General features: G+C 52.8%; 17 protein-coding genes. 9 read left to right on the forward strand and 8 right to left on the reverse strand.

The window, feature by feature from the left end; all coding sequences use genetic code 11:
* From B2Z72_RS04030 to sdhC, 3 genes are all read right to left on the reverse strand, one after another.
* The coding region (locus B2Z72_RS04030; RefSeq protein ID WP_297004216.1) for an FAD-binding protein at positions 1–213 on the reverse strand (213 nt) is incomplete at its 3' end.
* Positions 214–216: 3 nt separating this feature from the next.
* Positions 217–564, reverse strand: a complete 348-nt coding sequence (gene sdhD / locus B2Z72_RS04035; RefSeq protein WP_296984979.1) for a succinate dehydrogenase, hydrophobic membrane anchor protein — start codon at positions 562–564, stop codon at positions 217–219.
* Positions 558–932 carry a succinate dehydrogenase, cytochrome b556 subunit gene (sdhC, locus tag B2Z72_RS04040; RefSeq protein WP_296984977.1) on the reverse strand — a complete coding sequence of 125 codons (375 nt, stop codon included), beginning with the start codon at positions 930–932 and terminating at the stop codon, positions 558–560. The genes sdhD and sdhC overlap by 7 nt, the downstream gene beginning before the upstream one ends.
* Positions 933–1295: 363 nt before the next feature.
* On the opposite strand from sdhC, the gene gltA reads away from it, so the two are divergent.
* The 3 genes from gltA to B2Z72_RS04055 all read left to right on the forward strand — a co-directional run bounded on the left by gltA (position 1296) and on the right by B2Z72_RS04055 (position 4192).
* Positions 1296–2573: a citrate synthase gene (gene gltA / locus B2Z72_RS04045; RefSeq protein ID WP_296984975.1), complete on the forward strand. Its 1278-nt coding sequence runs from the start codon at positions 1296–1298 to the stop codon at positions 2571–2573.
* 78 nt (positions 2574–2651) lie between these two features.
* Positions 2652–3548, forward strand: coding sequence for an NAD(P)-dependent oxidoreductase (locus B2Z72_RS04050; protein WP_296984973.1), 897 nt, complete (start codon positions 2652–2654; stop codon positions 3546–3548).
* Between the two features lie 68 nt (positions 3549–3616).
* Positions 3617–4192 carry a hypothetical protein gene (locus tag B2Z72_RS04055; RefSeq protein ID WP_296984971.1) on the forward strand — a complete coding sequence of 192 codons (576 nt, stop codon included), beginning with the start codon at positions 3617–3619 and terminating at the stop codon, positions 4190–4192.
* On the opposite strand, the gene B2Z72_RS04060 is transcribed toward B2Z72_RS04055, so the two are convergent.
* A complete protein-coding gene (locus B2Z72_RS04060; protein ID WP_297004218.1) occupies positions 4184–4990 on the reverse strand; it encodes an MOSC domain-containing protein in 807 nt (268 codons plus the stop codon). The two genes, B2Z72_RS04055 and B2Z72_RS04060, sit on opposite strands and share 9 nt — an antisense overlap.
* Positions 4991–5087: 97 nt before the next feature.
* Positions 5088–6035, reverse strand: coding sequence for a chemotaxis protein CheV (locus tag B2Z72_RS04065; protein ID WP_297004221.1), 948 nt, complete (start codon positions 6033–6035; stop codon positions 5088–5090).
* A gap of 99 nt (positions 6036–6134) precedes the next feature.
* Here B2Z72_RS04065 and B2Z72_RS04070 point away from each other — a divergent pair, with 99 nt between their 5' ends.
* Positions 6135–7364 carry an EAL and HDOD domain-containing protein gene (locus B2Z72_RS04070; protein ID WP_296985702.1) on the forward strand — a complete coding sequence of 410 codons (1230 nt, stop codon included), beginning with the start codon at positions 6135–6137 and terminating at the stop codon, positions 7362–7364.
* A 97-nt stretch (positions 7365–7461) separates the two neighbouring features.
* Here B2Z72_RS04070 and B2Z72_RS04075 read toward each other — a convergent pair whose 3' ends face one another.
* The gene (locus tag B2Z72_RS04075; protein ID WP_296985701.1) at positions 7462–9159 is read right to left on the reverse strand and encodes a glycerol-3-phosphate dehydrogenase/oxidase; all 1698 of its coding nucleotides are present in this window, start codon (positions 9157–9159) and stop codon (positions 7462–7464) included.
* A 287-nt stretch (positions 9160–9446) separates the two neighbouring features.
* Between B2Z72_RS04075 and B2Z72_RS04080 the strand changes: the two genes are divergently transcribed.
* Positions 9447–10115: a TetR/AcrR family transcriptional regulator gene (locus B2Z72_RS04080; RefSeq protein ID WP_296985700.1), complete on the forward strand. Its 669-nt coding sequence runs from the start codon at positions 9447–9449 to the stop codon at positions 10113–10115.
* A gap of 115 nt (positions 10116–10230) precedes the next feature.
* Complete coding sequence (locus B2Z72_RS04085; protein ID WP_297004222.1) at positions 10231–12099, forward strand: MFS transporter; 1869 nt, start codon at positions 10231–10233, stop codon at positions 12097–12099.
* Positions 12100–12158: 59 nt separating this feature from the next.
* Here B2Z72_RS04085 and dgt read toward each other — a convergent pair whose 3' ends face one another.
* A complete protein-coding gene (dgt, locus tag B2Z72_RS04090; protein ID WP_296986312.1) occupies positions 12159–13736 on the reverse strand; it encodes a dGTPase in 1578 nt (525 codons plus the stop codon).
* A gap of 41 nt (positions 13737–13777) precedes the next feature.
* Entirely contained in the window at positions 13778–14794 is a 1017-nt protein-coding gene (gene waaC, locus B2Z72_RS04095; RefSeq protein WP_296986313.1) for a lipopolysaccharide heptosyltransferase I, read from the reverse strand.
* A 150-nt stretch (positions 14795–14944) separates the two neighbouring features.
* On the opposite strand from waaC, the gene B2Z72_RS04100 reads away from it, so the two are divergent.
* The 3 genes from B2Z72_RS04100 to B2Z72_RS04110 form a co-directional block, all read left to right on the forward strand.
* Positions 14945–15895: a lysylphosphatidylglycerol synthase transmembrane domain-containing protein gene (locus B2Z72_RS04100; RefSeq protein WP_296986314.1), complete on the forward strand. Its 951-nt coding sequence runs from the start codon at positions 14945–14947 to the stop codon at positions 15893–15895.
* A gap of 151 nt (positions 15896–16046) precedes the next feature.
* On the forward strand, positions 16047–17126 hold the full coding sequence (locus B2Z72_RS04105; protein ID WP_296986316.1) for a glycosyltransferase family 2 protein: 1080 nt from the start codon (positions 16047–16049) through the stop codon (positions 17124–17126).
* On the forward strand, positions 17116–17826 hold a 711-nt coding region (locus tag B2Z72_RS04110; protein ID WP_297004224.1), incomplete at its 3' end, for an ArnT family glycosyltransferase. The genes B2Z72_RS04105 and B2Z72_RS04110, both read left to right, overlap by 11 nt.

A 17826-nucleotide genomic window follows, 5' to 3' on the forward strand; every position in this document is an offset into this window, starting at 1 on the left:
CATGTGCCAGCGCCAATCGTCATTAGGATCAGCGGAAGCGATTGCACAGGTAATACCGCCCTGCGCAGATACAGTGTGCGAACGGGTTGGGAAAACCTTGGTAATACACGCTGTGTTGATGCCGGCTTCGGTCAGCTGCAGTGCCGCACGCATACCTGCACCACCACCACCAATCACGATTGCATCAAATGATTTGGTTCTGATTTTAGACATGACTTACACACTCCAGAGGATGTCGATACCCCAAACCAGGTATACAAACAGGAAACCTGCACATACCAGCTGGAAGCCAAAACGGACGGCTGCCTTTTTGAGGTAGTCAGTTGAGATGGTCCACATACCTACCCAGGCATGCGCACAGATGGCGATCAGCGCTACCAGGCTGAACACTTTCATCCAGGTCTGAGCGAAAAGACCCTGCCACTGGCTGTACTGCATATCCGGAGAAGCAATCACAAAACCCAACAGAAACAGAGTGTAAAGCGCGAGGATCACTGCGCTTAATCGCTGGATTACCCAGTCATACAGGCCACTACGGCCTAAATTGGTGACACTTGCTACCATACCCAAACTCCTGCCAATACGATTACGATCACACCCAGCACCAGAGTAATGATGGCTCCGGTACGACCGCCCTCTTTGGTTTCACCAATTCCCATATCCATCAACAGGTGTTTGATACCTGCCACAAAGTGGTAACCCAGAGCGGACAGAATGCCCCAGGTGATGAATTTAACCAGGCCGTTATCAAACGCCGCTTTCAGGTCTGCGAAAGACGCTTCTGATTCCAGAGACGCTGCCAGCGCAGTCAGCATGAAAGCTACAGCGAAGAACAGGATGAAACCGGAGATACGGTGAATGATGGAAGCTTTGGCGGGAAGTGGGAGCTCAATAGTAGTCAGATCTAAATTTGTAGGTCTATTGCTATTCACGGCTCTTACACTCTCTTTTGGGCTCAATACCTGAATTATTGCTTTTGGCTTTTCCAGGGATTAAGCGCAGGCTCAAGAAGATATCCTTTGCTTGTACAACTTTTGCACAAGTTTCAGGTCGCGACAAATTATAGTCTTCAGACCACTGATTTACAAACGCTTAAACACTCGTGTTCACTGGTTTGTAAATTCAATAGCCCTTAGTCTGCTTTACAGCGCCGGCACTATAACCGACCATTCGTAATCCGGCTGCTCGACTGCCGGATAATTGACAAACGAAGTTCAGAACATATAGTTGTCCCGTTTATTTTGAGGTCCCGCCTTATTTTTAAGGCTCAATATTTAGAAGCAGGAGGCCGTTCCATGGCTGACAAAAAAGCAACTCTTAAAGTTGATGGCGTTGAAGAATCTCTCGAATTGCCTGTGTATGAAGGCACCCTTGGTCCCGATGTAGTCGACGTCCGCAGCCTCACAGGCAAAGGCCTGTTCACCTACGATCCTGGCTTTATGGCCACGGCAGCAACAGAATCCAAGATTACCTATATTGACGGCGCCGCCGGCGTTCTTCTGCACCGCGGTTACCCAATCGACCAGCTGGCAGAAAAGTCCGATTACCTCGAAACCTGTTACTTACTGTTCTACGGCGAACTGCCAACAGCAAAACAGAAAGCTGCATTTGTAAGCACAATCAAAAATCACACCATGGTGCACGAGCAACTGAGCCATTTCTTTAATGGTTTCCGTCGCGACGCTCACCCAATGGCAATAATGTGTGGCGTTGTTGGTGCTCTGTCCGCGTTCTACCACGACTCGCTGGATATCCATAACGAAACACACCGCATGATTTCAGCGCATCGCCTGATCGCTAAAATGCCAACTTTGGCAGCTATGGTTTACAAATATTCCATTGGCCAGCCATTTATGTTCCCGCGCAATGACCTGGACTACGCCGAAAACTTCCTGCACATGATGTTTAACACCCCATGTGAAGAGAAGAAAGTAAGCCCGGTTCTGGCCAAAGCTATGGACCGCATCTTCCTGCTGCACGCTGACCACGAGCAGAACGCATCGACATCTACCGTGCGTCTGGCTGGTTCTACCGGTGCTAACCCATTCGCCTGTATCGCCTCTGGTATTGCAGCCCTGTGGGGACCTGCTCACGGTGGTGCTAACGAAGCAGTGCTGAACATGCTGGCAGAAATTGGTGATGAGTCGAACATCGACAAGTTCATCGCCAAAGCAAAAGACAAAGACGATCCGTTCCGTCTGATGGGCTTCGGTCACCGCGTTTATAAAAACTTCGACCCACGTGCGAAGGTTATGAAACAGACCTGTGACGAAGTTCTGGCAGAACTGGGCATGGAAGATGATCCAATGCTGAAGATCGCCATGAAGCTGGAAAAAATCGCTACCGAAGACGAGTACTTCGTGAAGCGTGGTCTGTATCCGAACGTTGACTTCTACTCAGGCATTATCCTGAAAGCGATCGGTATTCCGACTGAAATGTTCACTGTGATCTTCGCGACTGGCCGTACACCGGGCTGGATTTCTCACTGGAATGAAATGATTTCCAGCGATTACCGTATCGGTCGTCCACGTCAGCTGTACACAGGTCCACAAAAACGTGATTATCCAGCCTGATAATCCGTGTGATCTGAAAAAAGCCGCTTAACAGCGGCTTTTTTTATGCAACAGAACTATGCACAGGAATCGGTAATTATGAGTAATATTTTATTTATTGGCCTCGGAAATATGGGTTACCCAATGGCCGGACATCTGGCCAGCGCCGGCCACAATGTCACCGTTTTTAATCGCACAGCTTCCCGTGCTGAACAATGGACGTTGGAATATTCCGGCGGCTTTATCAGCGTATTAAATACGCCACTGCCGCACATTGAATATGTGATGTTATGCGTTGGCCGTGATGATGATGTCCGGGAGATACTCACCGGCTCCCATCAACTGTTGCAGCAATTATCTGCGGGCACTCTGGTGATTGATCACACCACGACTTCTGCCCTGCTCAGCGAGGAGATCAATCAGGCCTGCAAAGAACGCGGGTTACTGTTCTGTGATGCGCCTGTGTCCGGTGGTCAACAGGGTGCAATTAACGGCCAACTTAGCCTGATGACGGGGGCCGACAGCAACAGCCTGTTCGAAAATGTTAAATCTATCACCAGTCCATACACCAAAGCGATTCAGCATATGGGCCCCTGCGGCGCCGGTCAGAAAACGAAAATGGTGAACCAGATCTGTGTCGCCGGTCTTGTTCAGGCGCTGTCAGAAGGTATGTTTTTCGCGCAACAGTCCGGACTGGACCTGAACCAGGTGATTGCTGCTATATCACAGGGTGCTGCCGGCAGCTGGCAGATGGTCAACCGCCATCAGACCATGATTGATGGTGAGTATGAGCACGGTTTTGCGGTGAACTGGATGCACAAAGACCTGCAGATCTGTCTTACGGAAGCAGCACAGATGGGCATTGAGCTGCCAATAACCCAGCAGGTAGACAGTTTTTACCAGCAGCTGCAACAAATGGGGGCTGGTCACTACGATACGTCGTCCCTGCTCTATCGTCTTCAGCAACAGAACAATGCCGGCACTGCGGGTGAATAATTCACCTGCGGGCTAACACCTGCACAAATATCTTCTATGCTTAACTGAGTTAATCAGGCAGGAAGACTATGAATCAGCAGCGCCATACACTTGGGGCCCAGAAGCTCCCCGGAGACGATGTTAACTGGAGTCAGGTCAGTGAGACACTGAGCATGCTGGCTCTGGCTGTCGCCCAGATCGACACCTCCCTGCAGGAAGGCAGTCAGTCTGTGAACCAGCTGACCAGCAACTTCACCGCCATGGCGGATAATGCCCAGAAATTGCTGACCATTGCTTCAGAATCCGGCGACAGCATCCCGGTTGAGATTGGCACCATTGCCCGTGAATTGCAGAACGAGATTCACCACGCGATTATTGCTTTCCAGTTTTATGACCGTCTGACACAGCGCCTCGATCACGTGGGTGAAAGTCTGGAGAAAATGGGCCACCTGATTGGCGACCCATCGCGACGTTATCTGCCCCGTCCCTGGGATGGACTGCAGAAGGAAATCAAAAGCAACTACACCATGGAGGCAGAACGCATCATGTTCGAGCACATCATGGCCGGCCATTCCGTCGCCGAGGCGCTGGAAATTTATCATCACCACTTCACTCAGCAGGATGATGATGGTTTCGGTACCGACGACGATATCGAGTTATTCTGAACGCAGCAGCTCACCGACGGTGAGCTTACGCACTCCCCTGGCAACAGCGTTCTGCCCAAAAATAATTTCAGAATCAATAAAGCAGTGTTCTTTTAGTGCAGCCATAACATCGGCTTCCCGCTGCTGACTGACAATATCCCGCGTTGGAATCACACAGCGTTCACACGGCTTGGTAATAACAAGTTCGCCGCCCGAATCATTAGTCATCGTTTGCCAGCTCAGTTCACTGAACGCTGCACTTCCGCAAGTCACCACATTCGGACGGAAGCGCAGCATATCCAGCTCACGGCCCACTGTCTGACTTAGAACAGCCAGACTCTCTTCACAGGTAATCAGCAGAGGATAACCATCAGCAAACCCAACCAGCTCACCTTCTGCAGCGTATTTAAGATTCACCTGCCGCTGTGTTTCAGGGCTGACCCGAACCAGACGACAGGGCCGTCCAAGACACCCCTCAAACCAGGCAGCGGCTTCATCACCACAATCCTGCGCCTGCATTTCATCGTTCCAGACACGTACAGAAAGCGTCTCAGCATCGCTTTCTTCGCCATCAGCACGCGTCAGAGAAACCGACAAAGGTTCCATATCAGCAGCGCTCACCAGCAATGAATCATGACTGTAAGCCGGATAAATATGTGCCATTTTCGGCAAGGTGCGTTGCGAAAGAAATTTACCCGCAGGATCCACCAGCATAAAACGACGGTCCCCCACCGGGCCTGCCTCATCAAATGTCAGCTCATCCACCGCCACTGCAGCACAGGATTTAATCGGATAAATATATAAACGGGTAATTTTCATGCACATCGCCTCTGTCATTTACGACCTAAGATAGCGACTGACGATAAAAAAGGCATTAAAAAACCGCCGGTTGGCGGTTAATTAATGTGGTCGGCGTTCAGGATGATTCCGGCATTCCCAGTTTTTTACGCATCAGCCGCTGAACTTCTTTGGCCATTTCTTTTGGCGCAAACTTCGAAAGGAAACCATCGCAGCCTACTTTCTGCACCATGGCTTTATTGAAGTTACCGGACAGCGACGTATGCAGAATGATCATAGTATCCTTCAGCTCAGGATCACGGCGGATTTCTGTGGTCAGCATATAACCATCCATTTCCGGCATTTCCGCATCGGTAATAATCATCATCAGATTATTTTTGATATCGCGCCCTTCTTCTTTCCAGTGCATCAGCTGCTGGTACGCCTCAAGACCATTGTGAGCTTCAATAATATTCAGCCCCATAGGTCCCAACACAGAACGCATTTGCTCAATGGCAACATGAGAGTCATCGACGATCAGAATGTCTTTGCCCTTAATCGCTTCACGCAGCTCGTTGTCGTACGCATCGTCAGACAAATTGCTGTGATACGGCGCGATTTCCGCCAGTACTTTTTCCACATCAATGATTTCAACGATGCGGTCGTCAATACGGGTGATGGCCGTCAGGTAATGCTGACGCCCGGAACCACCTGGTGGCGGAAGAATCTCGTTCCAGTTCATATTCACAATACGGTCAACACCACCCACCAGAAACGCCTGAACGGTCATGTTGTACTCGGTGACGATAATCGTGGCGTCTTCTTCGTTGAGTTTCAGTGGTCCCATCTGGATCGCATGCCGCAGATCCACCACAGGCACGGTTTGCCCGCGCAGATGCGTAACGCCGCGCACGACCGGATGGCGGTCAGGAATACGCGTCAGACGGGGCATCTGCATAACCTCCTGCACTTTGAACACGTTGATGGCGAAATGTTGAGAACCGCCAAGATGGAACAGTAACAACTCCAGACGGTTCTGCCCGACCAGTTTGGTACGGGCATCAACACTACTCAGAACCCCGCTCATATATCACTCCGGCAATAGGACTTTCCTGAAGTGTAGCCAAGCGTTGTGAAAACGCATGGAATTAGCGTCTACACTGAGGAAAGACCGCCGGAGAAACCTATGAACACTCAGGAAATTCTGCTTGCCCGACAGCCTATTCTGAACAGCCAGATGGAAATTGCCGGCTACGAGCTTCTGTGTCGCCCGATCCCTCAGGATTCCCGCGACTGGCAGATCAGTCACGGCGACCGCGCCACCAGCGAAGTACTGATCAGTGCCTTTAATGATATCGGTATCGAAGACGTGACCGAGGGCAAGCCAGCCTATGTTAATTTCACCACCCACTGGCTGCAGAACCCGCCGATTATGCCCTGTGTAAATATGGTGGCGGAGATTCTCGAACATATTGAGCCAACGCCGGAAAACCTGCAGGCCATCAAAGCACTGAAAGACCACGGCTATCAGGTCGCTATCGACGACTACACCGGTGATCCGGCACTGGTTCCCATGTTCCCGTTCACCGATATCATCAAAATCGACATCCGTGCACTCAGCGACCTGAGCCAGCTGGCAGAAATCATTCAGCGCTACGCCAGTTATGACCTGATCTGGCTGGCCGAGAAAGTGGGAACTCAGGAGGAATTCGACATCTGCAAAGCGGCCGGCTGCACCCTCTTTCAGGGCTATTTCTTCAGCCGACCGGCCAATGTTTACGGCAAACGTCTGCCGGACAATGCCGTATCCGTAATCAGCCTGATCCGCGCATTGAATGTGCCTGATGCCAAAATCAAGGATATCTCAGCCATCATTCAGTCCGACCCGCAGCTGAGTTACAAACTGCTGAAAATCATCAACTCTGCATCCGTGGGCTTCGGCCGTGAAGTCAGTTCTATCTCTCAGGGCATTGTGCTGGCCGGGCTGAACCGTCTGAAGGCCTGGGCCAACCTGATCGCCCTTGGCAAGCTGCAGAACAAACCCGAGGCCCTGCGCGAACAGGCAGTGGTAAGGGCGCATCTGGCAAGATCATTAGCTCAGAACATTAACGCTCTGGACGAAGACACAGCCTTTACGCTGGGGCTGTTCTCCCTGCTGGACGCCTTCCTCGACAGCCCGATCCAGGACATCTGCAAACAGCTGAATCTGTCGGAGGATTTGCGTAACGCCCTGATTCGGATGGAAGGCGATTATGGCTTTATTCTGAAAACGGTGATCTGCATGGAACAGGCCGATTGGGATGCCATCAACTGGCAGCGCCTGGAGACAATCGGGGTAACGCCTGCCAATACCGAAATTCTGTACCTCGAATCTCTGCACATCGCCCGCCAGATTCTGGCCAGCGAGCGCAGCTGAGGTCCGAAGCAGAAAACGATATACCAGCGGAATACCCGCCAGCCAGTCTCACTTAAAAGCGACCGGCTAAGAGGCAGACCGGCGAAGAGCCAGACTGCTAAGACACAGCCTGTGCAAGCTCAGGCAGGCTGTAATACCTGTGCCAGATATCCAGATAACGGGCCTTTTCCTGCTGCCAGCGGGATTCTGACCAACCCAGCTCCTGACAACAGACAGCAGAAATTGCCTCGCTGCTTTGTTCATCAGCCAGCCCACCGTCAGCCAGCAACAGACCCAGACGAGTGCGCCGCAGCAACAGATCATCCAGATGCATCACAGCCTCATTACGTGCCACCCAGCGCAACTCCGACCACATCGTCAGGGTGCCATTAATCAGGCTGTTGCCTGCTTCGATGCCGGCCACATCCTTCATAGCCGCGCCATAGAAACCGTAAAGCCGTTTTAACTGCTCATCAGACAGCCCGTAATCACCGGAGGTTGGCAACGGACTGGGGTTGAATACGGTTTCGTCAAAGGTCTGTTGCGGATAGTGATTGAGATATTTACTGGCATGCTGCAGCACATCCAGCGCAATCAGGCGGAAGGTGGTGAGCTTGCCACCACTGACACTGATCAGCCCGTTATCTTCCCAGATACTGTGATCACGCTTTTCTTTGGACGGATTTTTCGCGCCTGACGACACCAGCGGCCGCACCCCGGCCCAGCTCGAAATAACATCGTCACGCACGACATTTGCACCAGGAAACTGGTATTGAGTGACCTTCAGCAGATACGCCAGCTCCTCAGCAGTAATGCCGACTTCGGTGTTATTGATGCCGCCGTTATCCAGATCTGTGGTGCCGATCACTGTGCGGCTTTCCCAGGGATAAATAAAAATGGGGCGCTGATCATCCGGGTGCAGCACGGTAAACGAATGCTTCACCGGTAAACGTTCCCGCGGAATCACAATATGACTGCCACGGGCCGGACGGATTTTGTGCTCCGCCCCTAACTGCCCCCGCAGTTCATCGGCCCAGGCACCGGTGGCGTTAATCACCACACCCGCCTGCAGAGTAAAAGCATCACCACTGAGGCCATCACACAGATTCACACCAGTAACGCGCCCCGTTTCATGCTCCTGAATCAGCCCCTGAACCCCCATGTAGTTCAGGCACAGAGCACCATCGGCCATGGCTTCGTGCAGGACCCGCAACACCAGACGGGAATCATCGGTTACTGCATCAGAAAAACAGGTGCCACCCATAAGGCTGTCTGTCTTTATTCCCGGCGCAGCCTTGATTAACTCATCGCGGTAGACAAATTTACGGTAGCGCTTGCCGGCAAAGGTGTCATAGACAAACAACAGCAGATTGAACAGCAACGGGCCGGGAAACTGCCCGCGATAATGAGCCATCATATAATCCATACGATCAACCAGCCCCGGAGCTTCGCGCATCAGACGTTCGCGCTCATGCACGGAATGCAGCGTGGTTTTGATATCGCCGGAAGCCATATAGCGCAGACCACCGTGAACCATCTTTGACGACCGGCTGGAAGTACCCCAGGCAAAATCCTGACGCTCGACCAGCACAGTTTTCAGTCCGCGCCGGGCCGCTTCCCGGGCAATACCGGCGCCGGTAATACCTCCGCCAATCACCACCACATCCGCCGTCAGCTCCCCTTTGCGCAGTGCGTCGGTAATTTTCCCTCTGCCCTCTGGCAGCCATTGGCCAACAGCCAGCTCACTGCATGCCTGCCCACAAACATCCTGATGAGAAACGTCCTGGAGAGAAACGTCCTGATGAGAAACCGCCATGATCTTCCTTTTTAAAACCTGTCAGGCCACACGCCTGCTCTTTCAAGTTTAGCTGGTCCGAACGCTCAGCTACGGCCAATGCTGCACTTCACCGGATACTGCACCTTATATAACAACACGCTATCACACTCAGTCACTGCTGCCGCTGGCCGGACTGTAAAACTTTGCATAACCGCTGTGAGGACTGAACAAAGCCGCCGTTCCATCGATTTGTAAATTTTCGCCAAAAGTTATTGAACACTGTTCACAACCAACTTATATTGAACACCGTTCAAAAAGGAAACCACATGCCCAGACGTCAGGATCACACAGCTCAGGAACTCACAGAGATGGCTATTCAGGCCGTTGCGGCACACCTGCAGTCAGCACCGGCCAGCCAGCTCAGCCTGCGTAAAGTAGCCCGTGATATCGGTTATTCCCCGGGTACACTGATCAACCTGTTCGGCAGTTATGATCTGTTGTTGCTGGCATTTAATGCACGCACGCTGGATGCCATTCAACACCAGCTGCTGAGCGCTATTCAGCAGTCGGCGAAAAACAGCAGCAACTCCGTTATCGATCAGCTGGCCGCAGCAGCCGGGTGTTATTGCGACTACGCCCGTTCACATCAGCACGCCTGGCGGCTGCTGTTTGAGCACCGTCTGGCCGATGACCAACCCCTGCCCGACTGGCAGGCTCAGCGCATCGCTACCCTGTTTACCCTGATTGAAGACAGCCTGCGCCGGCTTAACCCAGAGGCTTCATCCACGGCATGCCAGACTGCCGCCCGGGTGATCTGGTCCGGCGTACACGGCATCGCTACCCTGATGCTGGACAACAAACTCTTTATGGCCAGCGCCGACCATAACCCGGACAGCGCCGCCACCCATTCTGAACAGCTCATCCGTTCCCTGCTGCAGCACTATCTGACAGACTGGTGTCAGCACCATCAGACAGATGGGGGCGAGCCCCTGTGAGCGGCGGACAGATCATCGTCACCGGTATTAAATCAACGGCGGTTTCCGCCGCCGTTGCCGTATGTTTACCCGTTTGCCGAACCAGCGGCGAAACCATGAGAAGGAGACTCAACCCATGAGTGAACACAGTCAGTTTGGCCTGCTAAGGCAGCGCCGTTTTCTGCCGTATTTTATTACTCAGGCATTGGGCGCGTTTAACGATAATCTCTACAAAAACGCCCTGCTGCTGTTTATTGCATTCAGCGGCATTGTTGCCGAACAGGATTCTGCCCTGTACACCAACCTGGCAGCGGGCTTATTTATTCTGCCGTTTTTTCTGTTCTCGCCAATTTCCGGGCAAATTGCAGACAAAATGGAAAAGTCACGACTGATCAGAGCGGTCAAACTGCTGGAAGTCGTGATCATGCTGATTGCCGCCGTGGGTATTGTCACCGGGCATGTTCTGCTGATGATGGTACTGCTGTTTTTAATGGGGCTGCAGTCATCCTTATTCGGCCCGGTCAAATTCGCTCTGCTGCCGCAACAGCTGCATAAAGATGAGTTAGTCGGCGGTAATGCTCTGGTGGAAATGGGCACTTTTCTGGCGATTCTGACCGGGACTATCTGTGCCGGCATTCTGTTCGATCTCAGCAATGCCAGATACTGGATTGCCGCCGGTATCGTCTTTTTCGCTGTCAGTGGTTACATCAGCAGCCGCTTTATCCCACTGGCTGAAGCCAATGCACCGGAGCTGAAAATTAACTGGAACCCGTTAACCGAACTGGTCAACACTCTGCGCAACGCGCGTAAAAACCGCGCAGTATTTCTTTCCATTATGGCGATCAGCTGGTTCTGGTTTCTGGGTGCCGGTTATCTCACCCAATTTCCCAATCTGGTGCGCGACAATCTCGGTGGCAATCCTCAGGTCGTCACCCTGCTGTTAACGCTTTTTTCTGTGGGCGTTGCCGCCGGTTCACTGCTGTGCGAACGTCTGTCCGGCCACAAAGTTGAACTGGGTATTGTGCCAATCGGCTCACTGGGGATGAGCATCTTCGGTATCGACCTGTACTTCGCTTTAGCAAATATTCAGGCTGCCGCTGACATGACTGCGCTTGAATTTATCGCCCTGCCAGAACACTGGCGTTTTATGATTGATCTGGCATTGATCAGTGTGTCTGGTGGTTTATTTGTCGTGCCACTGCAATCCCTGATTCAGGAGCGCAGTGATAAAAAAATGCGTGCTCAGACCATCGCTGCCAACAATGTAATGAACGCTTTATTTATGGTCGCCAGTGCAGCAACCGGTATTCTCTTTCTGGCGGTGATGAAACTGTCTATCGCCGAATATTTTTTAATCATCGGCCTGATGAACATTGTCGTAGCGGCCTATGTTTTCACCCGTGTACCGGAGTTTTTCCTGCGCTTCTTTATCTGGATGCTGACGCACACCATGTACCGCGTCACCCATGAGGAAACCGATAAAATCCCGGATGAAGGACCGGTTGTTCTGGTGTGTAATCATGTGAGTTATGTTGATGCGCTGCTGATTGCCAGCGCCAGCCGCCGCCCGGTGCGTTTTGTCATGGATCGTTCCATCGCTGAAATGCCTCTGATGAAATACTTCTTCCGTTTCGCCAGGACCATTCCGATCTGCTCACCGAAAAAAGATAAAGAGGTGTATGAAACAGCATTCCGCCGCATCCGCGAAGAACTGGCTGACGGTCAGGTGGTGTGTATTTTTCCGGAAGGCAAGCTGACCAAAGATGGCGAGGTAGATACCTTTAAGCGTGGTATCGAACGTATTATTGAAGAAACACCGGTACCGGTTATGCCCATGGGTCTGAGCGGATTATGGGGCAGTTTTTTCAGTCACAAAGATGGCCTGGCACTGACCAAAACGCCGCGCCGCTTCTGGTCGAAAGTGACCATTCGTCTGGGAAAAACCCTGCCACCGGAAGAGGTCAACGCGCCGCTTTTACAACAAAAGGTGCTGGAATTGCTGTAAGGCAGTAGCGCCGGAAAAGAGTTACGGCGCCCCAACAGACCTGCCTGTTTTTTCATTCTTCAGGCAGGTCGTTCAATAACACTGAGAACGCGATATTCATCGTAGGCGAACTGATCCGTCATACCACTGATATAGTCCAGCAGCAGACGCGTGCGGAAATACCATTCCCACAGATCTTCCGACAGTGAAGCCAGCTTTTTATCTTTCAGATCTGCGCTGAAAACAGCAATATTATCCAGTGCCTGTTTATAGGCATTCAAATGTTTACCCGGCAGCTTTTTAAACAGCCGGCTGGCGTATAAATGGGTTTTCTCTTTGCCTGCCAGCAGATCCGCAAAGCTGTCGCGGGGTAATTCCAGCAACGGGCGATACAGATCAAGCAGACCGGTAATAATGCGGTAGCCCTGCAGCTCCTGAGCTTCCACTTCCTGATGACTGAACACCCGCTCCAGCGCTACATTTTTTAAGGTCTGTAACAGCAGATGACAGGCACTGCCATCTTCGGTCAGTGCTTCATCAAATCCGCCACTGAACACGGCTTCCAGATTTTCAACGAAGCGCTCAGCAGCATGCTCCACTGCTTTACTGTTGATCCCCACCCGCAGGCTGACAAAGAAATTACCGGTCAGTCCCGATTTTTGATACGAGGCATACGCACGTCTGGTAATGTCGGACATCCACTCGCTCTGCTCTGCTGTGGCGATCACCGCTTTACCCAATGATTTTTCACCGCGGAACAGTGCAGAGTATTCGCGATTGAGTAATTCCGGCACATCATCAATGCGCAGAATGCCCTTCTCCACGGCGTCTTCGATGTCGGCAATACAGTAGGAAATATCGTCCGCCGCTTCCATCACATAAGCAAACGGCGAACGCGTGCCTGCTTCCATAGCCAACGCCTGCTGCAGGCGTTTTAACAGGCTGTTTTCACTGAGATAAAAGCCCACTTTCTTCGCCAGATACTGGCCTTGCGGTTTTTTCTGATCGCCACGGCGGGTGTATTTCAATAATCCGGAGATCTGACTGTAGGTAAGATTCAGGTTCTGCAGAGTGTCGATAATACGCAGCCCCTGAGCATTGCCTTCAAAATTGCACAGATCGCGTTTTACCGCCTCAAGACCGGCGCTGTTGGCCGAAGCGTGACGCAAAGAAAATAATGCCCGCAGGCGGCTGTGTTCAGAGGTCTGATCAAAGGCGTGCTGCTGAAAGAAATCATCGATATTGCGTGCCATCCACTGATTAATAGCCGCTTCACCAAAATGACCGAATGGCGGATTACCGATGTCGTGCATCAGGCAGGCCATATCGACGACGGTTTCGAACTGACGCTCCAGACCTGCAAGCCCGGTGGCTTCGAGCAGATTTTTCTCCGCCAGTTTTTTCACGATGGTCTGACTGATATAGCGGCCGACCTGCTGCACTTCCATCGAATGTGTCAGGCGACTGCGTACCGCGGCGTTGCGTTCCAGCGGAAACACCTGAGTCTTCTGCTGCAAACGACGCACAGCAGCAGAATTAATGATGCGCCCGCGATCGCTTTCAAACGCCTCCAGCGGTGAGACATCATCACTGCCATCTTGCGCAGGGCTGCTCCACTGGCGGACACTTTTGATACGTTGTTTGAAATCGACTGTCATAACAGGCCTGCGGTAAACACGCTGAATAAATGAGGGATGAATTAAATTCGTTTTAACAAAGACTCAAACACCCGTTGCGGTGAAATCTCGCGATAACACGGCGGCTGAATGGCACCGGGTTCGTTTTTCAGACAGGTCTTCGACAGACACGGCGCACAGTCTGAATATTCACTGCGCATAACCTCCACCTGAGGCCCAAGCACTCCGGTCAGGGTGGAATCGGTGGCGCCATAAATCGCCACCGAAGGCACTTCCAGTGCCGCGACCACATGGGATAACCCGGTATCAACGCCGGCCACCGCCTGAGCATGGGCGAGATAGGCATTGAGGTCGTTCAGCCCCATTTTCGGCAGCACCTCAACACCTTCAAGACCCGCAGCAATGCGCTGTGCCCGTTCCAGTTCCTCATCATTGCCCCATGGCAGCAGGACTTTACGTCCGGACTGCGAGGTCAGCATCGCCAGATCGCGCCAATAGGCTTCCGGCCAGAGTTTGGTAATCCAGGTAGTGCCGTGCAGAAATATCCAGAAATCGCCATCGACCTGCGGGCGCTGCCAGCGGCTGCGGTCTACGCCATAGCTCAGCCCTTCTGGTATCTGATAGTTGAGCACCTGGGAAAACAGTTGCCGTACACGCGGAATTGCATGCTGACCTTTGGCTACTGCCTGAGGATGCTGATAAGCCTTCGCTGCCAGGGATTCACGACAGCTGTTTTTATCCAGACCAAAACGCGGGCCGCGCGCCATGCGGGTAATAATGCCGCTTTTGATCAGCCCCTGAGCGTCCAGCACGACATCATAATCGGTGGCTTTCAGCTGCTGGCGGAAGGCCTTCATCTCCGCCATGGTGCCTTTACTGAACAGGCTTTTGCGCCAGCGCCGCCAGGCCACCGGAATCACCTTTTTAACCGCCGGGTGCCATTGCGGAATCGCAGCAAAGGCCTCTTCAACCACCCAGTCGATTTCCAGATCCGGTACTGCGCGCCAGGCATCTTCCACAGCAGGCAAGGTATGAAACACATCACCCAGAGACGAGGTTTTGATCAGCAGGACTTTCACAGCAGCTCCAGCAGGCAAATTAAGGCAAGAATAAAAACGCCGAACTTTACCCTAACACGGCAGCAAAGCAAGGGACGAGGTCACGCCTTGCTTGACTTTACCCCCCTCTGGCGCAACCATGCCGCCGGTTTGTAAAACATGAGAATTATTGTGCTTAAATCGTGGAAATTCTGGGCCGGAATTATTCTGCTGTCCGGGCTGATCTGGCTGGTTGAAGATGCTTACGGCTGGAAAGCCGTTCTGGCCAGCTGGCAAAGTATCCCACCCCAGTCTCTGGCCATCGCCACCGGCCTGATGCTGCTCAGCTACCTGCTGCGCGCCGTGCGTTTCTACGATTTCTTTGCCGCCAATTGCCGCGGTCATTTTACCCGTCTGCTGCGTATCACTGTGCTGCATAACTTCTTCAATAATATGTTGCCGATGCGCAGTGGCGAGACCGCCTTTCCCTTATTAATGAAACAGCATTTTGCTGTGCCCTACCGCCACAGCGCACCGGCCCTGTTGTGGCTGCGGCTGCTCGACCTGTATGCACTACTGGCACTGGCGGTCTTTTCACTGCAGGAAAAGCTGCCGCTGCCGGCCCAATGGTTCTGGCCGCTGGCCGCGCTGCTGTTCATTGCTCCGCTGCTGGTGTTGCCGCTGCAGAACGCCCTGAACCGCTTTCTCAGTAATCATCAGAAAAGCTGGGCCAATAAAGCCGCTGAACTGATGCACGCGCTGCCGGCATCACCATGGCCGTTCGTCCGCGCCCTGTTCTGGACCCTGATTAACTGGGCACTGAAGCTGGCAGTTTATGCCTGGCTGATTGGCCAGTTTCTGCCGGACATTGGTTACACCCAGAGCTGGGTTGGTGCCACCACCGGGGAACTGAGCAGTGTTCTGCCGGTCCACGGAGTAGCCGGCGCCGGCAGTTATGAAGCCGGCGTTCTTGCTGGCCTGCTGCCCTGGGGCATCGCTGCCGACCGCGCACTGGCCGCCGCGGTAAACCTGCACCTGTTTGTGCTCGGCACAACATTACTGCTGACCGGCCTGATTGCCCTGCTGACGCTGCGTTACAGCCGTCCTGCGGCAACCGCAGAGGAAGAGCAACCGCAGGCCTGAACCGTGATCAGAATACGGTTTTTCTGATGCAACCCACTGTCCCTGTTATTTTCCTGTCACGGGCTTTTGGGTATCATCCCTGTTCTTTTATGTGCGGCAGGATCAACACAGGCCGCATTTTTTTTATACGTAATACAGAGTGGTAGCTGACTTGACTGAGGCAACGAAGACCGAAAACGGCAAACCTTCACTTTCCATTGTCATCCCTATGTACAATGAGATCGAAAACGTCGTCCCTATGGTGGCGCGGGTTCACGAAGGTCTGGCAGGTTATGATGGCGAATGGGAACTGCTGGTCGTAGACGACGGCAGCACCGATGGTACGCCTCAGGCATTGCACGATGAGTCAGCCAAATACGGTTCCCACGTACGCGTGGTTGAACTGCGCCGCAACTTCGGTCAGACCGCTGCTATGCAGGCCGGTATCGATGAAGCCCGCGGCTACCTGATTGCTACACTGGACGGTGACCTGCAGAACGATCCGGCGGACATCCCGCGCATGGTGGATCACCTGCTGGAAAACAAACTGGATCTGCTCACCGGCTGGCGTAAAAACCGCAAAGACGATCTGATCCTGCGTAAGATTCCATCCCGTATCGCCAACCGCCTGATCGGTAAGATCACCGGCGTGCGCATCAATGACTACGGTTGCTCACTGAAAATCTACAAAGCGTCTGTGATTAAACAGGTGCGTCTGTACGGCGAAATGCACCGCTTTATCCCTGCATGGGTTGCGGCAGTTGTGCCACCAAGCCGTATTGGCGAAGTGGTTGTGACCCACAATCCACGGGTAGCCGGTGAATCCAAATACGGTATTTCCCGTACTTTCCGCGTGATCCTCGACCTGCTGTCGGTATATTTCTTTATGCGCTACCGCGCACGTCCGGGCCATTTCTTCGGTTCCATCGGTCTGGGCCTTGGATCTCTGGGTTCTATCCTGCTGGTGTACTTAGGGATTGTTAAATTCATCATGGGTGAAGACATCGGCAACCGTCCGCTGTTTCTGATCGCCGTGGTGATGGTGATTGCAGCCCTGCAGTTCCTGACCACCGGTGTACTGTCTGAGCTGATTTCCCGCACCTACTTTGAGTCCTCTCAGCGTCAGCAATATGTGATTTACCATCCTTCCGATAAAGAAGCGAAGGAACCGGTTGAGCCGGGCTGGGCCAAAGGCTCCGTCAGTGCCGTAGCCATCAGCGGAGACGAGTCAGACTCTAACGATGCCGGTTAATCTTACTCATCTGCTGAATAAGCGCCTCACCGGGATACAGATTCCGGTGTGGCTGCTGGCAGTCATCACTGCCTTCTTTTTTCTGAATCTGGGTGGTTTCCTGCTGTTCGACCATGACGAAGGGGCTTTCAGCGAAGCGACCCGCGGCATGTTTGAACGCAATGACTTCATCACCACCTGGCTTAATGACCGCATCCGCTTCGATAAACCGATTCTGATTTACTGGCTGCAGGCCGCCTCGATCAGTGTGTTCGGTACCGAAGTGTGGGCCTTCCGCCTGCCATCTGCTCTGGCCGGTATGGCCTGGACGCTGGGCATTTTTGCTTTCTGCCGCCGCTACCTGAACGACACCACCGCCATTGTTGCTGCTCTTATTGCCTCGTCCGCGCTGGGCATCAATATGATCAGCCATGTCGCCACTGCCGATGCGCTGCTCAATGCTCTGCTGTCGTCCACCCTGCTGCTGATGTACGTCTACAGTCGCCAGCCACAGAAGGCTCTGCTGTACGGCATTTATATTCTGATGGCGTTTGGTGTTCTGACCAAAGGTCCGGTCGCCGTGGCGATTCCGCTGATGGTTGCCGCGCTGTTTTATCTGAGCCACGGCCTCAGAAAAGAACTGCTGCAGGCGATCTTTTTTATTCCTGGCTGGATTGTCTTTCTGCTGATTGCCGCTTCCTGGTACATCCTCGAATATCAG

The sequence above is a fragment of the Thalassolituus sp. UBA6592 genome, assembly GCF_002433655.1.
Lineage (GTDB): Bacteria > Pseudomonadota > Gammaproteobacteria > Pseudomonadales > Oceanobacteraceae > Venatoribacter.

Excerpts from the sequence above, each read along its gene's own strand:
- B2Z72_RS04050 (WP_296984973.1), top strand. The coding sequence starts at position 2,652 with ATGAGTAATATTTTATTTATTGGCCTCGGAAATATGGGTTACCCAATG.
- B2Z72_RS04055 (WP_296984971.1), top strand. The coding sequence starts at position 3,617 with ATGAATCAGCAGCGCCATACACTTGGGGCCCAGAAGCTCCCCGGAGAC.
- B2Z72_RS04070 (WP_296985702.1), top strand. The coding sequence starts at position 6,135 with ATGAACACTCAGGAAATTCTGCTTGCCCGACAGCCTATTCTGAACAGC.
- gltA (WP_296984975.1), top strand. The coding sequence starts at position 1,296 with ATGGCTGACAAAAAAGCAACTCTTAAAGTTGATGGCGTTGAAGAATCT.
- B2Z72_RS04075 (WP_296985701.1), bottom strand. The coding sequence starts at position 9,159 with ATGGCGGTTTCTCATCAGGACGTTTCTCTCCAGGACGTTTCTCATCAG.
- dgt (WP_296986312.1), bottom strand. The coding sequence starts at position 13,736 with ATGACAGTCGATTTCAAACAACGTATCAAAAGTGTCCGCCAGTGGAGC.
- sdhD (WP_296984979.1), bottom strand. The coding sequence starts at position 564 with ATGGTAGCAAGTGTCACCAATTTAGGCCGTAGTGGCCTGTATGACTGG.
- B2Z72_RS04085 (WP_297004222.1), top strand. The coding sequence starts at position 10,231 with ATGAGTGAACACAGTCAGTTTGGCCTGCTAAGGCAGCGCCGTTTTCTG.
- B2Z72_RS04065 (WP_297004221.1), bottom strand. The coding sequence starts at position 6,035 with ATGAGCGGGGTTCTGAGTAGTGTTGATGCCCGTACCAAACTGGTCGGG.
- B2Z72_RS04080 (WP_296985700.1), top strand. The coding sequence starts at position 9,447 with ATGCCCAGACGTCAGGATCACACAGCTCAGGAACTCACAGAGATGGCT.
- B2Z72_RS04060 (WP_297004218.1), bottom strand. The coding sequence starts at position 4,990 with ATGAAAATTACCCGTTTATATATTTATCCGATTAAATCCTGTGCTGCA.